We start from the raw sequence: 24,412 nt of genomic DNA, 5'->3' as shown, positions 1-24,412 counted from the left end.
CTTGAATCGATGAGGTCGTGTTGCAGAAAGCAAGTCGTACAAAGGTGCACAGCGGTTTTGCTGTGGCACTCTATTTTGCGGGCGAGGAACCTCCGGTGAAACTTTTGGCCTAAGCGACGTCGCGCTCTTCGCCCCGTTCGAGGCGGCGCTGAAAGAGGGCGGCGATGAGATCCGATTGGGTGACGACGCCGAGCAGCCGGTTATCCGGATCGACCACGGGCATATGGTGCAGCCCCATGTCGGACATCGGCGGCACGAGTTTGGCGATCATGGTTTCCGGTAGGGCGGATTGCACCTTACGGGTCATGATGTCGGATACGAGCCGTGGTGTTTTCGGCCCGAAGCCGATAACGTTTCCGAGCCGCTGGCGGATGCCGCCCTGCGATGTGAGCATTGCGTGTTTCATGAAATCGGTTTGCGTGACGATACCGACGAGGCCGTCCTTTTCAGTCACGACCGGTAGCGCCTTGATGTGATGCTTGATCAGGGTCTGCCAGGCCTGGCGCAAGGTCGTCTCGGGCGTGGCCGTGGCGACGTCGCGCGACATGATCTCGGCGCAGGTGATTTCGCCGGAGCGGCGGTTGAAGGCGCGGATCTGCGCCTGGTGGATCAACGCGTCGAGCTCTTCGGGACTGACGTCGACCACTTCACCATATTGGGCGAGAACGGCCTGCAGGTCTTCGGGGACGATGCCGAGCCTGTGCGTCGGCGCGGGGTCGCTCGTTCCATGCAGCGTCGGCGCCTGCGCAAGATGCGGGTAGCGGCGACCGGTCACGTTGTTGAACGCCAGCGCGATCAAGAGGATGACGACCGAATTGATGGCGACCGGCGACAGGACGAACCAGTAGCCCGCCTCGTGGATCGCCGGGCCACCGAGCACGGCGGTCAGCGCAACCGCCCCGCTCGGCGGATGAAGGCAGCCGAGCAGCAGCATGATCGCGATGGCGAGCCCGACGGCGACTGCGGCTGCGACGACCGGATCCGGGATCAGCAACGCCGCGGTCACGCCGATCAGCGAAGAGATGGTGTTGCCGCCGACGATCGACCAGGGTTGGGCGAGCGGGCTAGCCGGGGCGGCAAAGAGAAGGACGGCCGAGGCGCCCATTGGCGCGATCAGCAGCGGCAGGCTGGCGCCCGCCCCGAGGGCATAGCTGCTGATCAAGCCGGTAAGCAGGATGCCAAGAAGCGCGCCCAAAGACGCACGCAGGCGTTCCAGATGGCTGATCGGAACGAGCGATGGGATGAAACGCTTGATGTACGCGCGGGCCTTCGACATGGAGCCTCTCGGGAGGGGAGGTACGGACTTGGGCACGCCATTAGCACATGGCGCAGCATTGGGCATGAAATCCGCATCCAAAAACCGGCGTTGGATTGAAATATATGCATCGCGCCTAAAAAATGTGCGATGCACGCGCGGGCGCGTGCTGTCCCTATCGTCGGGCTCGTCAGCCCGACAGGGCGGCGGAAAAATCGATCGAGAACCGGGTGCCACGGCCAGGCGTCGTATCGACCGCGACGGTTGCCTGGTGCAATTCGCTGATGCGCCGCACGATCTTCAGGCCGAGGCCGAGGCCGAGCTGCCCGGAGCTTTTTACATAGCCAAGGTCTTCGTTGTGCTCCGGGAGGTCGATCAGCCCCTTGCCGTCATCCTCGACACAGACGACCGGGCCGGGGCCACAGGTCAGGACGATCCGGGTCCCCGGCGGGTTGTGCTTGACGGCGTTCTCGATGAGGTTGCGCAGCATGTTTTCGACGAGCGCCGGAATGGCGGTTATCTGTGGCGTGCCTTCGTCTACGAATTCGAGGGACTTGTCGTGGTCGAAGACGAAAGGTGCAATCGCCTCCGCAACGGCGGCGCCGATCTGAGACAGGCTGGTGCGCTGGTAGGCGGAGGGATCGACGGCATCGGCGCGCGCGAGCGAGGTCAACTGCTCCAGAATATGGGTGAGTGCGTCCAGGTCGCGCTCCGCATTGCGCGCCCGCGGGTCGTCGATGCGGCTCAGTTCCATCTTGGCGATCGACACCGGCGTGCGGATTTCATGGGCGATCGACGACGAGAACAGCTTTTGCGACTGGATGAGATCGGCAACCCGGGTCAGCATCCGATTGACTGCGGTGACGAGACGGGCGATTTCCTGCGGCATTCGCGTCAACGGCAGGCGCGCATTGCTGTCGCGCGGGTCGAGGGCGTCGGCGGCCTGCGCGGCCATGGCGACCGGCCGCAAGGCGCTGCGCACCGACCAGATCGTCGCGCCGATCACGAGACAGAACATTAGCGTCATCGGCACGATCATCGAATCGAACATCTCGTGCAGCAAGGCGCCGTACATGAAGCCGTTCGGATCGTTGAGGATCGCGAGTTCGACCAGGACGACCAGGCCGCCCCGATCGAAAGTCTGGCCGCCGGCAACGCTGAAAGGTTTGCCCGGCGCGATGAGGCGTTTCCAGAATTGCGGCGCGTCGACGTTGAGCGGCAGGAAGTGTTGGGCACATTCGGCCGTGCAGTTCGAATGGATCATCTCACCGGACGCAGTGCGGATACGCAGGAAAATCGCGCCGTTGTCGTCGGACCGGTCGAGATAGCGTTCGCGCACGTCGCGATTGGGCTCGTAACGCGCCACGCCGTCGCGCACCTGGACATACTCGATCAGGTTTTCGGTTTCCTGCTGCAGCATGAGCACGCTCAGCTTGTCGTCGTCGAACCAGTAGTCGGCGAAGACGACGCCGATCTGGATCGCCATGGCCAGCAGCGAAAAGGCGATGATGCGGCGGGCTACGATACCGATCAGGGAAGGGTTTCGGCTCCTCATGGAGCTTGCCTGAGGAGGTAGCCGATGCCGCGCACCGTCTCGATCTGAACGCCGGTATCGAGCGGCTGCAGGCGTTTGCGCACCCTTGAAACAGCCAGTTCCAGGGCATTGGGCGTGACTTCCTGGCCATATTCCGAAAGGGCCGTCTCAAGTTTTCGCTTCGGCACGACGCGACCGACCTCGCGCATCAGGATCTCGATCAACGACCGCTCGCGCGGCGGCAAGGGCACCACCGTGCCGTCGCAGGTGAGGTCGGCGGTTGCCGGGTCGTAGCGCAATGTCCCAGCTTCCAGTACCGGCTGTACGGCCTGGGGATTGCGCCGCAGCATCGCGCGACAGCGCGAAAGCAGTTCGCGATGGTGGAACGGTTTTACGAGATAGTCGTCGGCCCCGGCGTCGAGCCCGGCGATGCGCTCGTCGACAGAGCCCTTGGCCGTGATGATCAGCACCGGCAGCCCGGGATACTCCAGGCGGACGCGGCGAAGCAGCGACAGGCCGTCGCCATCGGGCAGCCCGAGGTCAAGCAGCACCAGGTCATGCTCGCGCGCCGCGATCGCCGTTTCGGCATCGGCCACGCTTGAAACCGCATCGAGGCGCCAGCCCGCATCCCGCATGGTTTCACCGACCAGTTCAACCAGTCGCGGACTGTCTTCGACCAGGAGCAGGCGCATTGATTCGTCTCGATATTACAGGGCCACCGCCGACCATATGGGCTTTCGCCGGGACTGCCAACTGCCTGCGCGACACCTACCAGCGCGCGTATCGGCGCAACAATGAGCAATCTTGACGGGGTTTGGACAGCTTGTCCGTCGTATCTCAACGGCTGAGGGGGAGGCTGCAACCTAGCAGGTGGCCGCCACGCGGCCTCCATCTCGATTGAATGCCCGTGCCTGCAACGCCCTTCCCAGGCGCTCTTGCAGTCACCGCAGGAGACTACAGTTTTGAGATTTTCAAGTATTCGCCGCCCCGAAATCGGCAGTATTGCGCTCAGCGCTCTTGTCAGTGCCTATCTGCTCCTTGCCACCAACAAATCCTTCTGGACACACACGGTCGCCTATTTCGACGATTCCCTCACGGCGCGTCTGTCTTTCAGCGCGGCTCTGTGTCTGCTGACCTTCGCAGGCCTGACGCTGGCCTCCGTCAAATATGTGATGAAGCCGGTGATGATCTTCCTGATCATGGTATCGGCCGCAGCCTCCTACTTCATCGATACTTTCGGCGTCATCATCGACAAGGACATGATCGGCAACGCGGCGGTGACGACGCAGGCCGAAGCCAGCCACCTCCTGACCGGCAGTCTGGCGACGCATCTGCTGCTTTACGGGGTACTTCCGTCGCTGCTGGTGATCTGGTTCAAGCTCCGCTACCGGCCCTTCCTGTCGAATGCTGCGGTCAACCTGGCGGTGATCATTCCCTGCCTCCTCGTCAGCGGGGGTCTGGTCTACGCGAACTTTGCAAACGTCGCCTACGTGATCCGCGAACACAAGGACCTGATGAAGCGGTTCAACCCGACGGGGCCGGTTTCGGCTGCCGTGCGATATGCATCCTCGACCTATAAGCAGCGCAACATCGTCGTGCAGCCACTCGCAACCGATGCCCGACAGGGTGCGCGGATTGAAGCTGCCGGCAAGCCCGTCGTTGTCGTCGTCGTTGCCGGCGAAACCGCGCGCGCGATGAACTTCTCGCTGAACGGCTATGGGCGCGAGACCAATCCGGAACTCAAGGCTCTGGGCGTCGTCAACTACACCGACACCACGAGCTGCGGCACGGCGACGGCAACGTCGCTCCCCTGCATGTTCTCCGTCTACCCGCGTGATGAGTACAGCGACTGGAAGGCGCGCTCGACGGAAAACCTCATGAACGTGCTGACGCGCGCCGGCGTTTCGACCACCTGGTGGGACAACAACACCGGAAGCAAGGGCATTGCCGACCTCATCAACTTCGCCAGCATGACCGACCAGAAGAACAGCCCGCTCTGCAAGAACGGGGAATGCCTGGACGAGATCTTCCTCGGCGAGCTCGACAAGAAGCTCTCGGCGACCAAGAAGAACAGCGTGATCGTGCTCCACCAACTCGGCAGCCACGGACCGTCCTATTACCTGCGCTATCCCGAGAAGTTCCGGCGTTTCACGCCCGATTGCCGCACGCCCGAACTGATGAAGTGTTCGGTTGAAGAAATCACGAACGCCTATGACAACACGATCCTCTACACCGACTACGTGGTGGCGAGTGTCGCCCGGTTGCTGGAAAAGCATCAGGACCAGATCGCCGGCGCGATGATCTATATGTCCGATCACGGCGAGTCGCTCGGCGAGAACGGCATCTATCTGCACGGCGCGCCCTATGCCATCGCCCCGCGCGAACAGACGCAGGTGCCGTTATCGCGTGGTTCTCGAAGCCCTACCAGGCGGCAATGGGTGTCGATACGGCGTGCCTCGCCAAGGATACGGCGCAGCCGAAATCCCACGACAACCTGTTTCATACCGTGCTCGGCATGATGAATGTCGAGACCAAGGTCTACAAGCCGGGCCTTGATGCCTTTGCGAGCTGCACGAAGAAGCCGGGCGGCGGGGCGGCGTTCCAGGCCGCGGATACGACCAACGACTTGCCGGCGAGCCCCGTGCGTTCCTCAGGGTTTCCAGGCGCCCTTTAACGGCCCGTAAATTTGCCCACGGTCGGAACAAAACCCGGCCTCGACGCTTCCTTGAAAACACACCCCGATTTCGTTCCCGCCACGGCCGAGACGGCAACGCGGCCTCGGCCCTTCGGGACAGCCCAAGGAAGGAGAGGTCCGATGCGCATCGTCGGCCTGCAGGTCACTGCCGAAAGAGCCGGTCGCTCAGGGTTCACCGTCGAATTCATAGGCGACGGCGATGAGGTGGTGACAGTGATGTGTCCCCAGGACAAGGCCGGATCCCTTAACCGGCTGAACGCGATCGCGAAGGCAAAGGAAATTCTGCATGCGGCCATTGCGGCCGACGAAACGGTCGCGGCCGCCGGCGACCAGGCAGGGGGGCGTCGCGGCACCCTGCCGAACGCGCGCCGGGCGCATGATCGCGATGCGATGGAAGAGCAACTCGACGAAGGACTCGAGGATACTTTTCCGGCAAGCGACCCGGTGTCGATCGCCAGCTCGACCATCGCCAAGGGTCATTCCCGACGCTGACATCAGGACGGCACAATAGTGGCTCCCAAGTGCGGGCATCTCGCCCGTGGCTCCTTACACGGCGGCCCTCATTCTTAATTGTCGCACGGGTCCGCGTCGCGGCCGCCGCATCTTGCATCCTTTCCGCAAAAGGCATGTTATAGCGCCTTGATCTGGCGATATTTTCGGCCTCGAACCGGCCGGCGCCCGCTATCGGAATTTGGAGAGTGAATGCATGGCCGTCCGGCATCTGACGTTCGCCGTCGGCGATATTCACGGCTGCCTCGACCAGCTGCGCGCGCTGCTGGATGAAATCGAAGACTATGCGCCAACGGGGCGGGTGATCTTTCTCGGCGACCTGATCGACCGGGGGCCGGACAGCCGCGCCGTCATTGAACTGATCATGGCTGGTCCGACGAAGCCCGGCTGGACCTGGCTGACCCTCAAGGGCAACCACGAGGAAATGCTTTGGGGTGCCAGCAGTGGTGAAAGCGATGTCGACTGGTGGCTGGTCAACGGTGGCCGCGAGACCCTGATCTCCTATGACGGCACGGTTCCCGGGCGGCACCTGAAATGGATCAAGGAGCTGCCGACGATCCTGGTCGAGCGCTTTCGCATTTTCGTTCATGCGGGCGTCGACGACACGCGGCCGCTGGAACAGCAGGACGACGGGGTTTTCCTCTGGATCCGGCCGCCCGACGACTATTCCGGCGAGTACTGGGGCCGGCACCTTTGTCATGGCCACACGCCGAGCACGGCCAATCCGCGCACGGTCGGAAACCGCACCAATGTCGATTCCGGCGCGGTGTTCAGCGGCATCCTCTCCTGCGCCATCTTCGACGACGATCAGGCGGGTGGGCCGATCGACTTCCTGACGGCGAGCAAGGCTGCCTGGCGCGTCGAGTGAGCGTTGGCATCGGTGGCGTAAATGGCATTGTGCGGGCGGCTCTCCGGTAGTAGGTGTGGCTTCTCCGCTGGGCGAAGCCTTTGCCGCCCGTCTCATCATCTCAGGGGATTGCCTTGGACGCCGCGCCTTCATCCGTTTTCACGAAGAATTTTGCTGCCCTCCTGTTCGATATGGATGGCACGTTGCTGAACTCCATGGCCGTGGTCGAGCGTGTCTGGGGCGCATGGGCGGAGCGCAATGGTCTCGACCCAGTCGAGTTTACCAAAACCGTACATGGCGTGCGCGCCGTCGATACGATCCGCAATCTCGAGCTGCCGGACATCGATCCGGAGAAGGAAGCCTACGACCTGGCGCTGGCCGAGATCGCCGACGTTGAAGGTATTGTCGAGATCCCCGGTGCGGTTGATTTCCTGAATTCTCTGCCGCCGGAAAGGTGGGCGATCGTGACGTCCGCGCCGCTGGATCTCGCCGTGCGCCGTCTCGCGGCCGCCGGCATTCCGATGCCCCAACTGATGATCACCGGTGAGGATGTTTCCATCGGCAAGCCCGATCCACAGGGCTACCGGATGGCGGCCGAGCGGCTGGGCGTGCGTGCGGAGGATTGCCTGGTGTTCGAGGACGCGCCGGCCGGAATTCTGGCCGGGCTCGCAGCCGGGGCCGATGTCGTCGTCGTCACCGGTGCGCATGCGGCCGCCGAGGGAACGCCGCACATGACGCTTGCCCGCTACCACGACATCGCGGTGGAGCGCGCAACAGACGGCACGGTATCACTGCGCCGTACCGCTTGAAAACCCGTCGATGAGAACGGGAGGCCGCGTGCGGACCTCCCGTCATTCGCGTCGCTGGTTTAGGCGTTGAGCCAGCATTTCGTCAGCGCGTGCCCGCCCATCAGTTCGCCGTTCGGATCGTCGATCCAACCGCCGACCTTGTCGTTGGTCGCGTCGATATAGTTGTTGAACATCGGTACGATGACGCCGCCTTCGTCGCGCAGCATCATCGCCGCCTGATGATAGAGTGCCTTGCGCTTGGCGTTGTCGAGTTCACCACGCGCCGCAAATATCAGCTTGTCGAAGTCCTCCCGGAGGAAGCGGGTATCGTTCCACTCGGCCTTGGAGAGATAGGCGATCGAATAGACCTGGTCCTGCGTCGGCCGGCCGGTCCAATAGGACATGCTGAAGGGCTGCTTGTTCCAGACGTCCGACCAGTAGCCGTCGCCCGGTTCGCGCTTCAGGTCGATGGTGATCCCGCATTTGGTGGCGCTCATCTGGAAGAGTTGTGCCGCATCGACAGCGCCGGGAAAGGCGACATCGGAGGTCCGAAGCAGAACCGAGCCGCTGTGCCCGGATTTCTTGTAGTGGAACTTCGCCTTGTCCGGATCGAAGACGCGCTGCTCGATATCGTTGTCGAACAGCGGATAGCCCTTGATCATCGGCGTGTCGTTGCCGACGGTGCCATAGCCGGCGAGCACCTTTGCCACCATCTCCTCGCGGTCGACGGCATATTTCAGCGCCAGGCGCAGGTCGTTGTTGTCGAAGGGCGCCGTGTTGCAATGGGCGATGAAGACATAGTGACCCTTGCCCGGCACATTCCGTATGACGACGCCGGGAAGGCGACTGATCAGGGCGACCACCTTGGGCTCGATGCGGTTGATCATGTGGATCTGGCCGCTCTGGAGGGCCGCGGTTCGAGCGGTCGAGTCATTGATGACAGCGATTTCGATCTGATCGGCATGGCCGCGCTCGGCCGAGCCCCAATAACCTTCGTGCCGCTCTGCGATATGTTTGACGCCCGGCTCGTTGGACACGACCTTGTAGGGGCCGGTGCCGATGCCCGCCGTCGGGTCGTCCTTGCCGCCGTTCGGCTGGATCATCAGGTGGTAATCGCTGACGATATAGGGCAGGTCGGCATTGGGCGCGCGCAGCGTGATGACCACGCTGTCGCCATCGACTTTGATCGTCTCGAAGTCCTGAACGAAGGGCAGGGCCGCAGACTTGGAGTCCGCGTCGCCATGACGCTCGAACGTCGCCACCACGTCGGCCGGGGTCAGCTCCTTGCCGTTGTGGAAGGTCACGTCCTTGCGGATCTTGAAGCGCCAGGTCTTGGCGTCCGGCGTCGCCTCGTAGGCTTCCGCAAGCCGGTACTCGATCTCGCCCGTCGGCGAGACTTCGACGAGCTGTTCGCCCCAGCAGCGCCCGAGCGTGTAGGGGACCTGACTTGCCCAGGTTGCCGGGTCCAGGCTGTTCGTCGATTCCCCGCCGACGAGGCCCGCCTTGAGTGTTCCGCCCTTGACCGGCCCTGCGGCGCGGGCCGCTTGGCCAAGCAGCAGGTTCGCCGAGGCGGCGGTTATCCCGAGTGCCGCGGCCCGTCCGAGAAACTCCCGTCGCGACAGCCGGCCCGCGGCAACCTGCTTGCTCATGAATTCCAGTTCAATTGGCATGTCTTACTCCCTCTCTTGCAAGACCCACCCGGTGTAACCGGTATCGTTGCAGATATTGGAGGCAGATGCCGCGCCTGGTGTGTTGCCGCGCGACAGATGGTGGCGCAGATCGGCGAAAGAAAGTCGTATTCTCGACCGAATAGTTGAGGCGCCGTCACCCCTTGCGGGCGTAGCGTTGCAGGATCGCGGAGATATCCGGCTCGGTCTTGTCGGTGTCGAGTTCGGCGCGAAGCTCGACCGCGTCGAGGTGTTCGAGCATGATCCGTTCCGCCGTGGCGGTGTCGCGCGATTGCAGGGCGCGGATGATCTGGACATGCTCGTCGACGGCACATTCCGGCGAATGCAGCCGCGCGAACCGGGCAAGGATCAGCGAACAGCGTGAGACGATCTCGCGGACGAACCGCGTCAGCGCCTGTGAGCCCGTAAGCTCGGCAAGCAGGATGTGAAACTCGCCAGCGAGCCGGATCGAAAGCGGGCCGTGATCTGTAAGCGCCGTCTCCTCCTGCCGGACATGCTGCTGCAGCCGCTTGACGCCGGCGGCGTCGAGATCGGCGACGAGCCGTCGGATCACCTCGGCTTCGAGCATGCGTCTCAGTGCGAAGATGTCGCGGGCTTCCTCCAATGTCGGCTCGGCCACGCAGGCGCCCTTATTGGCGCGTAAATCGACAATGCCTTCTGCGTTGAGCCGGACCAGGGCCGCCCGAACGCTGGTACGGCTGACCTTGAAATGGTCGGCGATCGTATCTTCGGAAAGTTTCGTTCCGGGCCTCAGGGCCTGTTCCAGGATCGCCTGGCGCAAAAGCTTGTAGACCACTTCGCTGCGGCTAGATTTCTCAGACAAGGGTGCCTCCCCAACGGGCCGATCGGGGACCGGCCGAACATGTCCCTTGTCTTCGATAGCGCCCGTCCAAATGGTCGTCAATATTGTATACAATAATGTTGATGTTTGTATTCTCTTGTCGTATGCAATTGCAGGCGCCGACAAACAAGACCGGTGCCGGCCGGTTCGGGAGGAGGCGTGCGGAGAGGACCGCGCGACCTGAGAAGGCCTGAAAGGGAACAGCCAATGGGAGGGAATTCATGAACAGCAGGATTCTGCAGCTCTGTGCGACAGTTGCCGGCATCGCCGTCGGCCTGGTGGCCGCGACCGCTGCCAACGCCGCGACGACGCTCGAAACCGTCAAGGCCCGCGGCAAGCTGATCTGCGGCGTCTCGATGAGCACGCCGGGCTTTGCGACGGCCGATGCCAAGGGTCACATGGAAGGCTTCGACGTCGATGTCTGCCGCGCCGTGGCGGCTGCCGTATTCGGCGATCCGGAAAAGGTCGACTTCGTCCTGACCAACATCAATACGCGCTTCCAGGCGCTTCAGTCCGGCGAGATCGACATGCTGTCGCGCCAGACGACCATGACCTTTTCGCGCGAAACCTCACTCGGGCTCGATTTCGGCCCGACCGTGTTCTACGACGGCCAGGGTCTGATGGTGCCGAAGTCGCTCGGCGTCAGCAGCGCCAAGGAACTGACCGACGCGGCGATCTGCACGCTGCCGGGCACCACGACCGCCCAGAACCTCAGCGACTTCTTCCGTACGATCGGCGGCAAGTTCGAGTTGGTCGTCTTCGAAAGCCCGGACGAAAACCGCAACGCCTTCTTCTCCGGCCGCTGCGAGGCGATCTCGTCCGACCGTTCGGACCTTGCCTCGATCCGCGCCGTTGCCAACAACCCGGACGATTACGTCGTGCTGCCGGAAACGATCTCCAAGGAGCCGCTGGCGCCGGCCGTTCGCCAGAACGATTCCAACTGGCGTGACATCGTCTCCTGGTCTGCCTGGATGCTGATGGCTGCCGAAGAGCGTGGGATCACCCAGGCCAATGTCGACGAGATGACCAAGAGCGAGGATCCGGAGATCCAGCGCATGCTCGGCGTCAGCGAAGAACTCGGCAAGATGCTGAACCTCGACAACAAGTGGGGCTACAACATCATCAAGGGGGTTGGAAACTACGGCGAAGTGTTCGAGCGCAACCTCGGCACCAAGACCGCGCTTGGCCTGACGCGTGGCCCGAACACGCGCTGGAGCGAAGGTGGCCTACTCTACGCACCGCCGTTCCGTTGAGAATCGACGGGCCCGCGCGTTTCGCTCGGGTCCACGTCTCCACATGGTGCCTAATCGGCCCGTGGAGAGTGCGCGCGGTATGCCGCCGTACTATAAACGATAGAAATCGATCAAGTTATGATCTTGGGTCGCGCCGGCCCGAGATCATTGTGCTCCAAGGGACGGGTGCCGATGCCCCTGTTTTATGACGCGCGCATTCGCGCCTATCTCTATCAAGTGATCGCCGTCGGCGTCGTGCTGCTCATCGCCTGGGTGATGTTCAGCACCGCAAGCGCCAATCTTGCCAAGCAGGATATTGCGACCGGTTTCGGCTTCCTGGCGCGCCAGGCCGGATTTGTCATTACCGAATCTGCCATCACCTATGAGCCGACGGATACGATCGGCCGCGCGATCCTCGTCGGCATCACCAACACGGTCAAGGTTTCGCTGCTCGCTGCCCTGTTCGGCACTGTTCTCGGGCTGTTGGTCGGCATCGGGCGGCTGTCGCACAATCCGGTGTTGTCGCGGCTGATGCTTGCCTATGTGGAAGCGCTGCGCAACGTGCCGCTGCTGCTTTATCTTCTGCTCTGGTATTCGCTGATCATCTCCGTGTTTCCGCCAGTCAAGCAGGCGATCGAGATGCTTCCCGGCGTCTTTCTCTCGAACAGCGGCCTGGTCACGCCGGCGTTGCACTGGCAGAGCGGTTTCGCTGCGCTGGTCACGGCCTTTGTTGCCGGCGTCGCTGCCGCCGTCGTTACCGCGCGCATTCTCGGCCGCCGCCGCATCGCAACCGGCAAGGAGCGGCCGATTGCCCTGTTCGCGACGATCGCGTTTCTGCTGCCGCTCGCCGCAACCATCCTCTTCGCAAACATCTCGGTCACCTGGGATGTGCCGGAACTCGGCCGCTTCCGCCTGAGCGGCGGCTATCATTTGCGCCCCGAATTCGTGGCGCTTCTGCTAGGGCTGACGCTCAGCGTGTCGGCCAATGTCGCGGAAATCGTTCGCGCTGGCATCCAGGCAGTCAGCAAGGGGCAGTGGGAAGCGGCGACGGCACTTGGCCTGTCGCGGGCACGCACGCTGAAGCTCGTGATCCTGCCACAGGCGCTGCGCATCATCATTCCGCCGCTCACCAACACCTATCTGACCGTGTTCAAGAACAGCTCGCTCGCGATCGCCATCGGCTATCCGGATCTGGTGATGGTCTCAAACACGATTATGAACCAGACGGGCCAGGCGATTGAAGCCATTGCCATTTTCATGGGCGTCTATCTCGGCCTGTCGATCCTGATCTCGCTGGTGATGAACTGGTACAATGCGCGGGTCGCGCTGAGGGAGCGTTGAGCCATGACACAGGTCGACACCCTCGTGAGCAATGCGACGCTTGCGCCGAGCCGCGAAGCGCCACCGGCATCGCGCAGCCGCTGGTTCAGCGCCTATTTCGGCACGCCCGGCAATGCGCTGATCACCATCCTCTGCCTCGGCACGGTCTTTGCGCTCGCCAAGCTCGCAATCGGCTGGCTCTTCGTCGACGCCACCTTTGTCGGCACGCCGGCGGAATGCAAGGCGACGAGCGGCGCCTGCTGGCCGTTCCTGTCGGCGAAGATGCGCTACATCTTTTTCGGCTTTTATCCCTTTGAAGAGCAATGGCGCCCGCTGACGGCGATGCTTCTGTTTCTCGGCGCCTGCCTCGTCTCGATGATGCCGAAGGTCTGGGGGCGGGGACTGCTGATCGCCTGGGTCGCCATCGTCCTGCCGGTGCTCTATGTGCTGATGGCGGGCGGCTATTTCGGCCTCACGGTCGTGCCCACGACGCAATGGGGCGGGCTGCCGCTTTCCTTCATGCTCTCCTTCATCGGGCTTGCCTGCGCGCTCCCGCTTGGCATTGCGCTGGCGCTCGCCCGCGCATCGAGCCTTCCGGCAATCCGCGTCCTCGGCGTCGGCTTCATCGAGATCGTGCGCGGGGTGCCGCTGATCAGCATCCTGTTCATGGCGACGGTCATGCTGCCCCTGTTCATGCCCAATGGCATCACCATCGACAAGCTCGTCCGGGCGCAGGTGGCGATCATCCTCTTTGCCGCCGCCTATATTGCCGAGATCGTGCGCGGCGGCCTGCAGGCGGTTCCCAACGGGCAGGTCGAGGCCGGCCATTCGCTGGGTCTGCATTACTGGCAGATCATGCGTAAAATCGTGCTGCCGCAGGCGCTGAAGAAGGTCATTCCGCCCTTGGTCAGCCTGTTCATCGGCTTCTTCCAGGATACAACGCTGGTGACGATCGTCGGTCTGCTCGACTTCCTCGACACCGTCCGCACCGCCATGCGCGACCCGCAATGGCAGGGCATCGCGGTGCTGGAGGGCTATGTCTTCGCGGCTGTTGTATACTTCGTTTTCAGCGCTCTCATGGGGGCTTACAGCCGTTTCCTCGAGCAATATTTCAGGACCACGCATGACTAAAGAGATCCACGTCATCCGCAAAGCGCATACGCTCGTCGCCTTCGACCGCAAGCTTAATGGCCATGTCTATCTCAACGACGCCGACGTCGCCTATGACGAGAAGGGCTTCGTGCATGTCGGCGGCCACTATGACGGTCCGTTCGTCAGCGAAAGCTCCGGCCGCGACCGGATGATCCTGCCGGGCTTCGTCAACGTGCATTGCCATTCCGGCGAGGAGCCGATCTCCAAGGGCATCTTCGAGGACATGGGGACGGCAGCGCTCTGGGGCAATGCGCTCTACGAATACTCCAACCTTCTGGAAATCGATGACGATGCGATTGAGGCGTCGCTGACGGTCATGGTCGGCGACCTGATGCGTAGTGGCGTCACCACGTTGCTCGATATTGCCGGCCCGCATGCGAGCTGGCTGCCGACGCTTGCCAAGAGTGGTGCACGCGCCTTCGTCGCGCCGGGTTTCCGCGAAGCGCAATGGCACGTCGAAGACAGCCATCGTCTTGACTTCCGTTGGGACAGGGCGCGGGGGCGCGATGCCTTTGCGCGAGCGCTTGAGGTCGTCGATACTGCGAATGCACACCCATCGGGCCGCCTTGGCGGCGTCGTCGCACCGTCGCAGATCGAGACCTGCTCGCCGGAACTGCTGCAGGATGCGGTGGCGGCAGCGCGTCAGCGCGGCATGCCGATCACCATTCATGCTGCCCAGACCATGACCGAGCACGAAGAACTCTTGCGCCGGCACGGGCTGACGGCCGTACAATATCTCGAAAAGCTGGGTCTGCTCGGCAAGGACCTGATCCTTGGTCATTGCATCTTCGTCGACAGCCATTCCTGGACGCGACAGCGCACGGAGATCGACTTGCGTCTGCTCGCCGATCGCCAGACGACCGTCGCCCATTGCCCGGTCACCTTCTCGCGCAGCGGCATGGCGCTGGAATCGGTCGGCCGCTACCGCCGCGCCGGCGTCAACGTCGCGCTCGGAACCGACAGTTATCCGTTCAACATGCTCGAAGAAATGCGCCAGGCGATGATCTGCGCGCGGCTCTCGGGCAAGTCCGTCTTCGACGTATCCACCGGCGACATCTTCGAGGCGGCGACGACCGCCGGCGCGCGGGCACTTGGCCGGGACGACATCGGCCGGATCGCCGTCGGCTCGAAGGCGGATTTCCTGGTGGTCGATCTCAGGCACCACGCCATGCAGCCGGTCTACGACCCCTTGCGCAATCTCCTGCATTGCGCGGCGGAGCGGGCGATCGAGCGTGTCCACGTGGACGGCACTTGCGTCGTCAGTGATGGCCGCCCGACCTTGATCGATTATGACGGCGCGCTCGCAAAGCTCCAGGAAGCGCAGGACTGCGCTTGCCGCAAGGCGGCTGAGAACGACACGAAGGGTCGCGCGATGGAGACACTTGCGCCGCTCTCACTGCCGCGCAGGTAATTCCGGCCGCGGTCCGTCAGGACAGAAAGCGGTGTGCGGCGAAGAGGCAGATCAGGACTGTCGCCGCCGCGCCCGCCAGCGCGCCAAGACGCCTTTCGAGGAAATCCCGGATCTCTTCGCCGAAACGGCGCAGCAGCCAGGCGAGCAGGAAGAATCGCGCGCCGCGGGCAATGATCGCCGAGACGATGAACAGGCCGAGATTGATGTTGGCGGCGCCTGAAAGGATGGTCACGACCTTGATCGGCGGCAGATGCGCCAGGCCCGAGGTGACGAGCAGCAATGCCAGCATCTCGCTGTCGACTGAGGCCTTCAGGTGCTCGAAGGTGTCGAGCTTGCCGTAGAACTCGAGCAATGGCCTTGCGATGGTGTCGAAGGCATAATGGCCGAGATACCAGCCGGCGATGCCGCCAAGTACCGAGCAGACCGTCGCCACGAGCGCATAGCGCCAGGCCCGTTCCGGGCGCGCCAGCGCCATCGGGATCAAGAGAAGATCGGCCGGAACCGGGAAGATCGAGCTTTCCACAAAGGCAATGATGCCAAGCCAGACAATGGCGGTTTCCCGTGTGGCGAGCGACATTGTCCAATCGTACAGGCGTCGGAGCATGAGGTGCGGTTCTCTGTTGGCCCGGGGTCCGTTTACAGGCCCCAAGGCTCGTCTATAGGCCAGAGAGCAGGGTGTAAATGTGGCTGACTTCTGTATTTGAGACAATTCTCACGAGAAGCCGTGCCGGCGTTATCGGGCAGCCGCCATGCGCGCGTAGCGCCCTGGCGGTTGCCCGACATGGCGGCTGAAGGCCGTGCTGAAGGTGCTTGCCGAGCTGTAGCCGACATGTTCGGCGACGGCGGCAAGATCCAGTTCGCGTTGCCGCAGCAGGTCCTTGGCGATCGCCATGCGCCAGACGAGCAGATACTCCATCGGTGGCACGCCGACGGCGCGCGTGAAGCGCTCGAAGAAGACGGAGCGCGACAGTGCGGCCTCGTGCGCCAGCTCCGTCACGGTCCAGGGATGGGCGGGATCGGCGTGGATCTGGCGAATGGCCACCGCCAGCCGCGCATCTCCCAGCCCGCGCAACAGGCCGGGTGCCGCGCTCTCCCCTTCAATTGATCGAAGCGCCTCGACAAGCATCACTTCCACAAGGCGTGCGAGGACCAGGTCGTGGCCCGGGCGTACGTCGCGTGCTTCTTCGCCCACTATGCGGATGAGCGTCGAAAGCCGTTCTATCCCGCGCAGATGCATCAATGCCGGCAGCAGCGAAACGAGCAGTCCGGCGTCGGGCGACTCGAGGACGAAATAGCCGCCGAGCAGGCGCACGTCCGGTTCGCCGTCCTGCCTGCCATGGCGAACTTCGCCGACCGGTGACGGCGCCGCCTTGGGATCGATGAAGGTCGGCTGAACCGGATCGAAGCCCGAGATGGTGAAGCCGGGCGTGCGAGGCAACAACACGAAGTCGCCCGCCTGCAGCGTCACCGGCGCCGCGCCATCGACTGCCAGCCGGCACGATCCCTCGATGGCGGTACAAAAGCTCGGATGACCGAATTCGGAGTAGCGAACCGCCCAGCGGCCGGCACCGCTGATGCCTTTGGTGAACACTGTGCGTGGGCGGAGAAGCTGAATGAGCTGCGAGAGGGGATCGGTCATTTCAGGATGCTAGCAAATAAAATCAGGACTTCAAGCCGTAGAACGTCCGCAGTCAGCGCAGTACTCCGTTTCCATCGCAACCACGAAGGATACCGCTATGAAGACCGTACTGATCACTGGCTGCTCTTCCGGCTACGGGCTGGAGACTGCGCGCCGCTTTCATGCCGAAGGCTGGAGCGTGATTGCCACGATGCGCTCGCCCCGACACGATATTCTGCCGAATTCGAAGCGGCTTCGTTTGCTGGCACTCGATGTCACCGATCCCGACAGCGTCTCAGCCGCCATCGCGGAAAGCGGTCCGATCGATGCGCTCGTCAACAATGCGGGCATCGGCGTGGTGGGTGCCTTCGAGGCAACGCCGATGTCCCATATCCGCAAGGTCTTCGACACCAATACCTTCGGCGTGATGGCGATGACCCAGGCGGTGATCCCGCAGTTCCGTGCTCGCCGGTCCGGCGTCGTCGTCAACGTCACCTCCAGCGTGACGCTTGCTTCCATGCCGCTGGCTGCCGCCTATACCGCCAGCAAGACGGCGATCACTGGCTTCACCGGTTCGCTTGCCCACGAGCTTGCCGCCTTCGATATCCGTGTCAAGCTGGTCGAGCCAGGTTACGCGCCAACCACGCGCTTTGCTCACAACACGACGATGCGGGTCGAGGACCTGATCCCCGAGGCCTATGCCGAATTCGCAGCGCCGATCTTCGCCCAATTTGCAGCACCGTCTCTGGTGACGACCGAGGCCGACGTCGCGGAGGCCGTCTGGCAAGCGGCGAACGATTTGTCCGGCCAGCTCCATTTCCCGGCCGGCGACGATGCGGTGGCGCTGGCACAGGCAGGCTGACGTACCTGAACTCAACTGCGCGTCTTCAGGCGATCTCGGGGTAGCCGAGACGATGCGCGAACCGCGCCAGTTCCGCCACAGGCTCGTAATCGGCATCCGACAGAACCGCGAAGTCTTTTAGGGAAAGCACAGCGCGGGCCTCAGCCAAATGGGGCTCCGTGATCGCCCGTCCGAGTGAACTGCGCAGCAGCAAAAGCTCGTCGTCCGAGGCGTCGCCGCGGGTGACGAGAGGCAGGCCCGGCGTGCTGGCGGTGGCGGTCAAGACCCGCAGACCGGCCACGCGTTCCGGATCAAAACGTTGCGTGTTGCCATAGGTCACGCAGTCGATGGCGGCCACGTCGGCAGTGCCCGATGCAACCGCATCTATGCTTGCCAAATGGCTGCCGGTTTCGGCAACAGAGGAGAAGAACCGGCCATTGCGGCTGCGGGGCGCGATCGCGGCGCGCAACAGGTTGGTTCCGGAATTGCTGATCGGATCGTTGATGGCAGCCCGTGTCCCCCGGAGATCTTCGAGGGAACGGACCGGTGCGTTTGCTCGCACGATGACGAAGCTGCACATGTCGGGCCCGTCGCAGCCCGGGTGCCCGTAGACCGGCGTAGCGACAAGGCGAACCTTGCCGCGCAAATGCCGCACGTAGGGATAGCCGCAGGTTTGCGCGAGCAGCAGCGCCGGATGAAGCCAGGCATCGGCATGATGGAGGACGGCGTCCAATCGGTCGGGCACATCCGTCAGGCCCTCGCGCCGCAGGTCGTCGCGCAGGAACGCCCAGAGCGTTGCCGTTGCGGCCGCGAGCGGCTGAGGGCTGACATACATCGCAAGGCTGGCTATCCGCATGGTTTCCCCGCGCTCCATGAGCACTCCCGCCATGGCGTAAAATGCGTTCGGCGAAGCGTCAAGGCCGTGGTCGCGGCGCCAAAGCGGTGGCAGCCATGCGTCTGGATGGCGGCGCCGATGTGCGGTGCTAGGCCGTGCGGCGAAGGCCAGCCCGCTCCACCGCGGCCGTTTCAGATCGACGTCCGCTGGATGTCGTGCGGAAGCGCTCGACCAGATCGAACAGGCCGGATGCCTGGCCTGAGAGCCTGTGGGTCATGGCGGTGCTGTCCTCGACCATCGCATTGTTCTGCTGGGTCACGGCGTCCAGCGACAGCATGGTCTGGTTGATGTGCTGCAGGTCGGTTGCCTGGTTGCGCGCGTCGCCCGCGATCTGCAGCGTCTGCTCGTTGATCGCGTGGATCTGACCGGAGATTTCGTCGAGCGCGTCGCCAGCGGCCCTGACGAGAGAAACGCCCTTCGCCACTTCCTCGGCCGACGCGGTGATGATCGCCTTGATCTCCCGGGCGGCCTGCGCCGACTTCTGCGCGAGTTCCCGCACCTCATGGGCAACGACCGCAAAGCCCTTACCCGCTTCGCCGGCACGCGCCGCCTCGACCCCTGCGTTCAGCGCCAGGAGGTTGGTCTGGAAGGCGATATCGTTGATCGTGCCGATGATCTGAGAGATGGCGACCGATCCCTTCTCGATCTGGGCCATGGCGCAGACGGCGTTCATCACCACCTGACCCGAACGATCGGAACTCGCCTTGGCAGCGGCGGCGATCGTGGTTGCGGATGTGGCGTGTTCTGCGGTGCGGCCGATGGTGGCGGTGATTGCGCCGAGCGCCGCGGTCGCTTCCTCCAGCGTCGCCGCCTGATGTTCGGTGCGCTTGGCGAGTTGGCCGATGGCGTCGCGCATCTCGCCGGTCTCGCCGTCGATCTCGGCGCTTCTCGCCTTCACGTCACCGAGCGTGACCGCCAGGCTCTCCAGCGACAGGTTGAAGTCCGAGCGCAGGCGATCGAAGCCGGCGCCGAAGGGGCGGTCGATGCGGGCCGTCAGATCGCCGTGGGACAAACGTTCGAGCCCCGAGGCCAGCATTTCGACGGCCTCGTTGATCTGGCGCGATACCTCGGCCTGGGTCGTCTCGCGGCCGTGCCGTTCCTCCTCGATCATGGTTTGCGTCTCCGCTGCCTCGGTTTCGAGGCGGGCACGGTCGCGAAGAGCGTCGCGGAAAACAAGGACGGAGCGGGCCATGTCACCGATCTCGTCCTTGCGGGTACCGCCAACACCGCTGATCGTCGTGTCGCCATCGGCGAGCCTGCTCATGTCGCGGACGAGACCGGTAATCGGGTGCGTCAGTCGGCGCGAGTACCAGATGGAGATCGCCAGCGCAGCCGCGAGGACGGCAAGCGCGGTCGCGAGCGTCCAGTTGCGCAAGGCGGTAACCGCGGAAAAGGCCTCCTGCGAGGTCATGACCGCAGCAATGGTCCAGCGCGTGCCGAAAGCATCAAGGTTGGTGGCCGCCATCTGGGCTTCCTCGCCGCGGAAATCCGCAAGCCTGCTGCTGACGATGCCGTCTTCCGCCGGCTGGTCGGCCACGATCCGGGCGTTCAGCATATCGTTGCCGGGTGTGGCGGCGCTGTCGGCGAGGAAGAACCCGTTACTGTCGAGCAAAATCGTTTCGCCGGTTTCGCCAAGGCCCGTGCGGTTGCCGACGATTTCGCCGATGCGCCCATCCGGCATTTCGAGGATCAGCGTGCCGATCTTGCCGTCGATCGATTCCAGGGGGGTGGCGACGAACGCAGCGGGGCTGCCGCCAAGCGGCGAATAGGCCTCGTAGGACGCAAAGGCGAGCTTGCTCTTGTCCGTTCCCTCGGCCGTTTCCCGGAAGACGCGGCCAAGCCCGGTGTCCTTCCAGGCCGCGTCCTTGAGGTTGACGCCAAAATCCCGCTTCTTGTTGAGGGCGTATACGACATCGCCGCTGAGATTGGCGAGCAGCACGTCGCGATAGCCGTGGGCTTCCGCGAAGCGCCGGAAGAACGGGTGATAGCGCGCATGCAGCGCGTCGTAGTCGTCGACGCCGGCGGAGCTGTAGAGGGCGCGCTTGTCTTCGGCGTTGGGGTTTTCCGCCAGATAGCGGCGCTGCAATTCGCTTTCGGTCTTTTCCCCGAACTTGGCGGCTGCGCCATTGAGGTCGGTTAGCGCCTTGGCGACGGACTTCTGGGCTTGCAGATTGCGCAGGTCGTTTTCCACGGTGGTGAGGTAATGGCGTAGCTCGTTGCGGCGGGCATCGGCGAGCGCCTCCAGCTTTTCGATTGCCGCGCGTGACGAGAGATTGCCGCTGACGGTCAGGCTGGCAAGACTGGTGGCAGCAATGGAAAAGGCGGCCAGAGCCGCCGCAGCGAGAGGAAGCTTCGCGGACAAACGCATAACAATCACCGGACGTGCAAGGGGAGGAGGCCATGCCGAAGGCTGGTCGCGACGCCTCATGCGTCCGGCGGAAGGGCTTCCGCGCGGAGAGTTATACTGTCTCACGTTACAGCTTGATGACAGCTGGATGACATCGCCAAAGTTTGCCGTGAAGAGCGACGGCTCTATCTCGGCAAGGCGCCTGTCAGGAAAATGTCGGCGCAGCTTTCTGCTCGCGCCGTGATCGTCGCCTCGTCGATGGTGCCAAGGCAACCCATCATGACGGCGCGTTGCGGCTCCATCGCCATCATGCCGCGCAGCATGCCTGCGGTCAGACGCGGGTCTGCCACCGCGAGCCGGCCGTGGGCCACCTGCGTCCTCAGCCATCGCTCCAAGGTGGCACTTGTCCGCTGGATCGCCTGTTCCCAGAAGGTGGCAGCAACTTCGGGAAAGCGTTCTGCCTCGGCGAGCACCAGGCGGATGATCGCGATCGTGTCGTGCGAGAGCACGAGATGTCCGTAGGCGGCAAGCAGGTGCACCAGGCCACCCCTTACGCCCAGATCTTCCAGGTTCTCTTCATCGGCTTCCAGTACGAACTCGGCGATCCTGAGGGAGATGACGCGCTCGAAGAGATCGGCCTTGGTGGGAAACAGCCGATAGAGCGTCTTGGTGGAAACGCCGGCATTCTGAGCTATGACGTTGATGTTCGCCGCCTCGTAGCCGAAGTCGCAGAATTGCCGTTCGGCGGCGAGGACGATCACCTGGCGCGTCTCGTCGTCCGGTCGGACCTGCGGACGGCCGCGGGAGCGTGGCGTCTTCTGCTTTTCGATCATGGCGGCTTTCCAAATTCGTCGAATTTTTAGGTGAGCCGAGTTGAGAAAGCAATTGTTTTCCGAAATTTCTGTGCCGCGTGTCCTGGCCGTGGCGGATATTGCGACCTTTGCGAACACGTTCTAGCTTTGCTGCATGGCGACGTCGAAACTCACGACCTATCGTGCGAAGCGGGACTTTTCCCGGACGCCGGAGCCTGCCGGAAGAAGTGGCGGGGAGGGCAATCGTTTCGTCGTGCACAAGCACCATGCCACTGCCGATCACTATGATCTCAGATTACAGGTCGGCGACGTGCTGAAAAGCTGGGCGGTCCCCAGGGGGCCGTCGCTCAACCCCGCCGACAAACGGCTGGCTGTCGAGACTGAGGATCATCCGCTCGACTACGTCGACTTCGAGGGCGTCATCCCGGAAGGCGAATATGGCGGTGGGCCGATGATCGTCTGGGATACCGGCGTCTGGGCACCGATGGACGATATCGAAAAGAGCCTGAGAACCGGCGCGTTCAAGTTCCGTCTAGCCGGCGAAAAGCTCAATGGCGGCTGGATGCTGACGCGGCTGAAGCCGAAACCGGGAGACGACGACACGCGCAACTGGCTGCTGTTCAAAGAGCATGATCCAGCCGCCGATGCTGATGTCGACATTCTGACGGCACGCCCGGAGAGCGTGAAAAGCGGGCGGCGCATCGAAGAATTGGTCGAGCCGCCAAAGAAGCCGGCTAAAGCGGCGAAGCCGGCCGTCCTCAAGCCCGGCTCGTTGCCGGGCGCTGTGAAAGGTCCGAAGCCGCAGCGGATCGAGCCGCAGCTCGCCAGCCCGACCCCGAAACCGCCCGGGGCCTCACCGGGAGAACAGACCTGGCTGCACGAAATCAAGTTCGATGGCTACCGCACGATGGCGGATCTCTCGGATGGTTCCGTACGGCTAATCACGCGCAGCGGGCTCGACTGGACGAAACGCTACGGCGATCTGCCAGACGCATTCCGCAAGTTGCCTTGTCGGGAAGCGATGATCGATGGCGAGATCGTCGCTCTCGACGACAAGGGCATTAGCCGCTTCTCGCTGTTGCAGGAGGCTCTTTCATCCGGGACCGATGGCAAGCTCGTCTTCTATGCCTTCGACATCCTCCATCTCGACGGCTGGAATCTCGCCGAAGTTCCATTGGAAAAGCGCAAGGGTCTGCTGGCGCAGCTGCTTGAAGGGCAGATATCGAGCCGTTCCGCCATTCAGTTCAGCGACCATGTGGAAGGTGACGGGCGCGGGCTCTACGATCAGGTCGCCGAGCTGGGGCTGGAAGGGATCGTATCAAAGCGTGCCTCCGCACCCTACCGCAGCGGACGCACCCAGACCTGGACCAAGACCAAAGCGCTCAAAAGCGAAGACTTCGTGATCGCAGGCTACACCGTCTCCGAGGCGGCCGAGGGGCTGGCGGCACTGGCGCTCGGGGAGTGGGTGGGCGGCGAGCTGCACTACCGCGGCAAGGTCGGCACCGGCTTCGATGCGGCGACAGCCAAGCAATTACTCGCCCGGCTGCAAGCCTTGCGCGGGGGTGAGACCGCGCTGGACGGTGCGCCCAAGGAAATCCTCTGGGTGCGGCCGGTGCTATCCGCCCGCATCCACTACTCCAACCGCACGACCGACAATGTCTTGCGGCATGCGGTGTTCAAGGGGCTTCGCGATGTCGAGCTTTCGGCCCCGGCGACGGCGCCGCGCAAGCGGCTGATCACGGACGCCGACCTGGCGACGATCCAGGTGACCAACGCCGACCGCCGGGTGTTCGGAAGATCCGGACCGACCAAACTCGACATTGCCGTCTACTATGCGCTCGTCGGCGATTTCATGCTGCCGCATATCCTCGGACGACCGGTGTCGCTTTTCCGCTGCCCGACGGGGAAGCGGGCCGATTGCTTCTTCCAGCGCCATCCCTTCACCGGCATGCCGCCCTCCATCGTCAGCTTCAACGCGACCAATTCCGAGGGCGAGAGCAAGTCCTTCCTCTCGATCGAGGGCACGAAGGGTTATCTGGCGCTCGCTCAGTTCGGCGTGATCGAGCTTCATAGCTGGGGTTCGCGGCGCACGCGCTTGGAGAAGCCCGATCGCGTCGTCTTCGATCTTGATCCCGGCGAGGGGATCTCGTGGCGCGACGTGGTCGAGGCAGCGGTCCATATTCGCGGCGAGCTGGAAGCAATCGGCCTCGTTCCTTTCGTCAAGACGTCTGGCGGCAGCGGCATCCACGTCGTGGTGCCGGTCAAGCCGAAGCTGGACTGGAAGAAGACACACCAGGCAACGAGCGCGATAGCGACGCGGTTGGCGGCGGCCGCACCCCAGACCTTCACCACGACCATGGGCAAGGAAAACCGCGTCAAGCGCATCTTCATCGACTTCCACCGCAATGCCCGCAGCCATACGGCGGCCGCTCCCTATTCGCTGCGGGCACGCACCAATCTGCCGGCTTCGGCCCCGCTTCAGTGGGCGGATCTGGAGACTATCGACGCTCCGGAGGATTTGAACTATTCTTCGCTGCCTGGACTTCTGGATACTTTCGGCGATCCCTGGGCGGATATCGACGACTTTGCCAAGGATCTGCCGCTTCTGTCCGAAACGAGGACGTAA

At 63.3% G+C, this 24,412-nt stretch carries 19 protein-coding genes and 1 pseudogene; 10 read left to right on the top strand and 10 right to left on the bottom strand.

Annotated elements, in window-relative coordinates:
* Positions 1–109: 109 nt before the first annotated feature.
* The 3 genes from OVA00_RS01060 to OVA00_RS01050 form a co-directional block, all read right to left on the bottom strand.
* A complete protein-coding gene (locus OVA00_RS01060; RefSeq protein WP_192372806.1) occupies positions 110–1,276 on the bottom strand; it encodes an HPP family protein in 1,167 nt (388 codons plus the stop codon).
* A 169-nt stretch (positions 1,277–1,445) separates the two neighbouring features.
* Complete coding sequence (locus tag OVA00_RS01055; protein ID WP_268087710.1) at positions 1,446–2,810, bottom strand: sensor histidine kinase; 1,365 nt, start codon at positions 2,808–2,810, stop codon at positions 1,446–1,448.
* Positions 2,807–3,481: a response regulator transcription factor gene (locus OVA00_RS01050; protein WP_112772167.1), complete on the bottom strand. Its 675-nt coding sequence runs from the start codon at positions 3,479–3,481 to the stop codon at positions 2,807–2,809. Before OVA00_RS01050 ends, OVA00_RS01055 begins: the two co-directional genes overlap by 4 nt.
* A gap of 270 nt (positions 3,482–3,751) precedes the next feature.
* On the opposite strand from OVA00_RS01050, the pseudogene OVA00_RS01045 reads away from it, so the two are divergent.
* The 4 genes and pseudogenes from OVA00_RS01045 to OVA00_RS01030 all read left to right on the top strand — a co-directional run.
* A pseudogene (locus OVA00_RS01045) lies at positions 3,752–5,429 on the top strand (phosphoethanolamine transferase); the annotation flags it as partial.
* 175 nt (positions 5,430–5,604) lie between these two features.
* Positions 5,605–5,976 (top strand): hypothetical protein, encoded by a 372-nt coding sequence (locus tag OVA00_RS01040; RefSeq protein WP_192372808.1) that lies wholly within the window; start codon positions 5,605–5,607, stop codon positions 5,974–5,976.
* A gap of 214 nt (positions 5,977–6,190) precedes the next feature.
* Positions 6,191–6,862 carry a metallophosphoesterase family protein gene (locus OVA00_RS01035; RefSeq protein ID WP_034799633.1) on the top strand — a complete coding sequence of 224 codons (672 nt, stop codon included), beginning with the start codon at positions 6,191–6,193 and terminating at the stop codon, positions 6,860–6,862.
* A gap of 113 nt (positions 6,863–6,975) precedes the next feature.
* Entirely contained in the window at positions 6,976–7,650 is a 675-nt protein-coding gene (locus tag OVA00_RS01030) for an HAD family hydrolase (protein ID WP_034799634.1), read from the top strand.
* 59 nt (positions 7,651–7,709) lie between these two features.
* Here OVA00_RS01030 and OVA00_RS01025 read toward each other — a convergent pair whose 3' ends face one another.
* Positions 7,710–9,299, bottom strand: coding sequence for an ABC transporter substrate-binding protein (locus tag OVA00_RS01025; RefSeq protein WP_268087709.1), 1,590 nt, complete (start codon positions 9,297–9,299; stop codon positions 7,710–7,712).
* Positions 9,300–9,453: 154 nt separating this feature from the next.
* Entirely contained in the window at positions 9,454–10,140 is a 687-nt protein-coding gene (locus OVA00_RS01020; RefSeq protein WP_034799636.1) for a GntR family transcriptional regulator, read from the bottom strand.
* A 239-nt stretch (positions 10,141–10,379) separates the two neighbouring features.
* Here OVA00_RS01020 and OVA00_RS01015 point away from each other — a divergent pair, with 239 nt between their 5' ends.
* The 4 genes from OVA00_RS01015 to OVA00_RS01000 all read left to right on the top strand — a co-directional run bounded on the left by OVA00_RS01015 (position 10,380) and on the right by OVA00_RS01000 (position 15,273).
* Positions 10,380–11,411, top strand: a complete 1,032-nt coding sequence (locus OVA00_RS01015) for an amino acid ABC transporter substrate-binding protein (protein ID WP_051659497.1) — start codon at positions 10,380–10,382, stop codon at positions 11,409–11,411.
* A gap of 171 nt (positions 11,412–11,582) precedes the next feature.
* Entirely contained in the window at positions 11,583–12,731 is a 1,149-nt protein-coding gene (locus OVA00_RS01010; protein WP_060601369.1) for an amino acid ABC transporter permease, read from the top strand.
* A 3-nt stretch (positions 12,732–12,734) separates the two neighbouring features.
* Positions 12,735–13,841 (top strand): amino acid ABC transporter permease, encoded by a 1,107-nt coding sequence (locus OVA00_RS01005; protein WP_192444847.1) that lies wholly within the window; start codon positions 12,735–12,737, stop codon positions 13,839–13,841.
* Positions 13,834–15,273, top strand: coding sequence for an amidohydrolase family protein (locus tag OVA00_RS01000; protein ID WP_192444849.1), 1,440 nt, complete (start codon positions 13,834–13,836; stop codon positions 15,271–15,273). The genes OVA00_RS01005 and OVA00_RS01000 overlap by 8 nt, the downstream gene beginning before the upstream one ends.
* 16 nt (positions 15,274–15,289) lie before the next feature.
* On the opposite strand, the gene OVA00_RS00995 is transcribed toward OVA00_RS01000, so the two are convergent.
* Both OVA00_RS00995 and OVA00_RS00990 read right to left on the bottom strand, forming a co-directional pair.
* Positions 15,290–15,877 carry a YqaA family protein gene (locus tag OVA00_RS00995; protein ID WP_034799640.1) on the bottom strand — a complete coding sequence of 196 codons (588 nt, stop codon included), beginning with the start codon at positions 15,875–15,877 and terminating at the stop codon, positions 15,290–15,292.
* Between the two features lie 129 nt (positions 15,878–16,006).
* Entirely contained in the window at positions 16,007–16,912 is a 906-nt protein-coding gene (locus OVA00_RS00990) for an AraC family transcriptional regulator (RefSeq protein ID WP_192444851.1), read from the bottom strand.
* A gap of 97 nt (positions 16,913–17,009) precedes the next feature.
* Here OVA00_RS00990 and OVA00_RS00985 point away from each other — a divergent pair, with 97 nt between their 5' ends.
* Positions 17,010–17,753 (top strand): SDR family oxidoreductase, encoded by a 744-nt coding sequence (locus OVA00_RS00985; RefSeq protein WP_034799642.1) that lies wholly within the window; start codon positions 17,010–17,012, stop codon positions 17,751–17,753.
* 25 nt (positions 17,754–17,778) lie between these two features.
* On the opposite strand, the gene OVA00_RS00980 is transcribed toward OVA00_RS00985, so the two are convergent.
* From OVA00_RS00980 to OVA00_RS00970, 3 genes are all read right to left on the bottom strand, one after another.
* A complete protein-coding gene (locus tag OVA00_RS00980; protein WP_060518324.1) occupies positions 17,779–18,588 on the bottom strand; it encodes a phosphate/phosphite/phosphonate ABC transporter substrate-binding protein in 810 nt (269 codons plus the stop codon).
* Between the two features lie 127 nt (positions 18,589–18,715).
* Entirely contained in the window at positions 18,716–20,995 is a 2,280-nt protein-coding gene (locus OVA00_RS00975; protein ID WP_112985874.1) for a methyl-accepting chemotaxis protein, read from the bottom strand.
* Positions 20,996–21,159: 164 nt separating this feature from the next.
* The gene (locus OVA00_RS00970) at positions 21,160–21,807 is read right to left on the bottom strand and encodes a TetR/AcrR family transcriptional regulator (RefSeq protein WP_112985875.1); all 648 of its coding nucleotides are present in this window, start codon (positions 21,805–21,807) and stop codon (positions 21,160–21,162) included.
* 133 nt (positions 21,808–21,940) lie between these two features.
* On the opposite strand from OVA00_RS00970, the gene ligD reads away from it, so the two are divergent.
* Complete coding sequence (gene ligD, locus OVA00_RS00965) at positions 21,941–24,412, top strand: DNA ligase D (RefSeq protein WP_268087708.1); 2,472 nt, start codon at positions 21,941–21,943, stop codon at positions 24,410–24,412.

Origin of the sequence: Ensifer sp. SL37, assembly GCF_026672675.1 — a bacterium.
Taxonomy (GTDB): Bacteria; Pseudomonadota; Alphaproteobacteria; order Rhizobiales; family Rhizobiaceae; genus Ensifer; species Ensifer adhaerens.
Note: the sequence above shows the minus strand (reverse complement) of the source record. Positions and strands in the feature narration are given on the sequence as shown.

Coding starts and splice junctions, on each gene's coding strand:
- OVA00_RS01005 (WP_192444847.1), top strand. CDS start 12,735: ATGACACAGGTCGACACCCTCGTGAGCAATGCGACGCTTGCGCCGAGC.
- OVA00_RS01050 (WP_112772167.1), bottom strand. CDS start 3,481: ATGCGCCTGCTCCTGGTCGAAGACAGTCCGCGACTGGTTGAACTGGTC.
- OVA00_RS00990 (WP_192444851.1), bottom strand. CDS start 16,912: ATGACCGATCCCCTCTCGCAGCTCATTCAGCTTCTCCGCCCACGCACA.
- OVA00_RS00995 (WP_034799640.1), bottom strand. CDS start 15,877: ATGCTCCGACGCCTGTACGATTGGACAATGTCGCTCGCCACACGGGAA.
- OVA00_RS01000 (WP_192444849.1), top strand. CDS start 13,834: ATGACTAAAGAGATCCACGTCATCCGCAAAGCGCATACGCTCGTCGCC.
- OVA00_RS01015 (WP_051659497.1), top strand. CDS start 10,380: ATGAACAGCAGGATTCTGCAGCTCTGTGCGACAGTTGCCGGCATCGCC.
- OVA00_RS01060 (WP_192372806.1), bottom strand. CDS start 1,276: ATGTCGAAGGCCCGCGCGTACATCAAGCGTTTCATCCCATCGCTCGTT.
- ligD (WP_268087708.1), top strand. CDS start 21,941: ATGGCGACGTCGAAACTCACGACCTATCGTGCGAAGCGGGACTTTTCC.
- OVA00_RS01035 (WP_034799633.1), top strand. CDS start 6,191: ATGGCCGTCCGGCATCTGACGTTCGCCGTCGGCGATATTCACGGCTGC.
- OVA00_RS00970 (WP_112985875.1), bottom strand. CDS start 21,807: ATGATCGAAAAGCAGAAGACGCCACGCTCCCGCGGCCGTCCGCAGGTC.
- OVA00_RS00980 (WP_060518324.1), bottom strand. CDS start 18,588: ATGCGGATAGCCAGCCTTGCGATGTATGTCAGCCCTCAGCCGCTCGCG.
- OVA00_RS01040 (WP_192372808.1), top strand. CDS start 5,605: ATGCGCATCGTCGGCCTGCAGGTCACTGCCGAAAGAGCCGGTCGCTCA.
- OVA00_RS01025 (WP_268087709.1), bottom strand. CDS start 9,299: ATGCCAATTGAACTGGAATTCATGAGCAAGCAGGTTGCCGCGGGCCGG.
- OVA00_RS00985 (WP_034799642.1), top strand. CDS start 17,010: ATGAAGACCGTACTGATCACTGGCTGCTCTTCCGGCTACGGGCTGGAG.
- OVA00_RS01055 (WP_268087710.1), bottom strand. CDS start 2,810: ATGAGGAGCCGAAACCCTTCCCTGATCGGTATCGTAGCCCGCCGCATC.
- OVA00_RS01010 (WP_060601369.1), top strand. CDS start 11,583: ATGCCCCTGTTTTATGACGCGCGCATTCGCGCCTATCTCTATCAAGTG.
- OVA00_RS00975 (WP_112985874.1), bottom strand. CDS start 20,995: ATGCGTTTGTCCGCGAAGCTTCCTCTCGCTGCGGCGGCTCTGGCCGCC.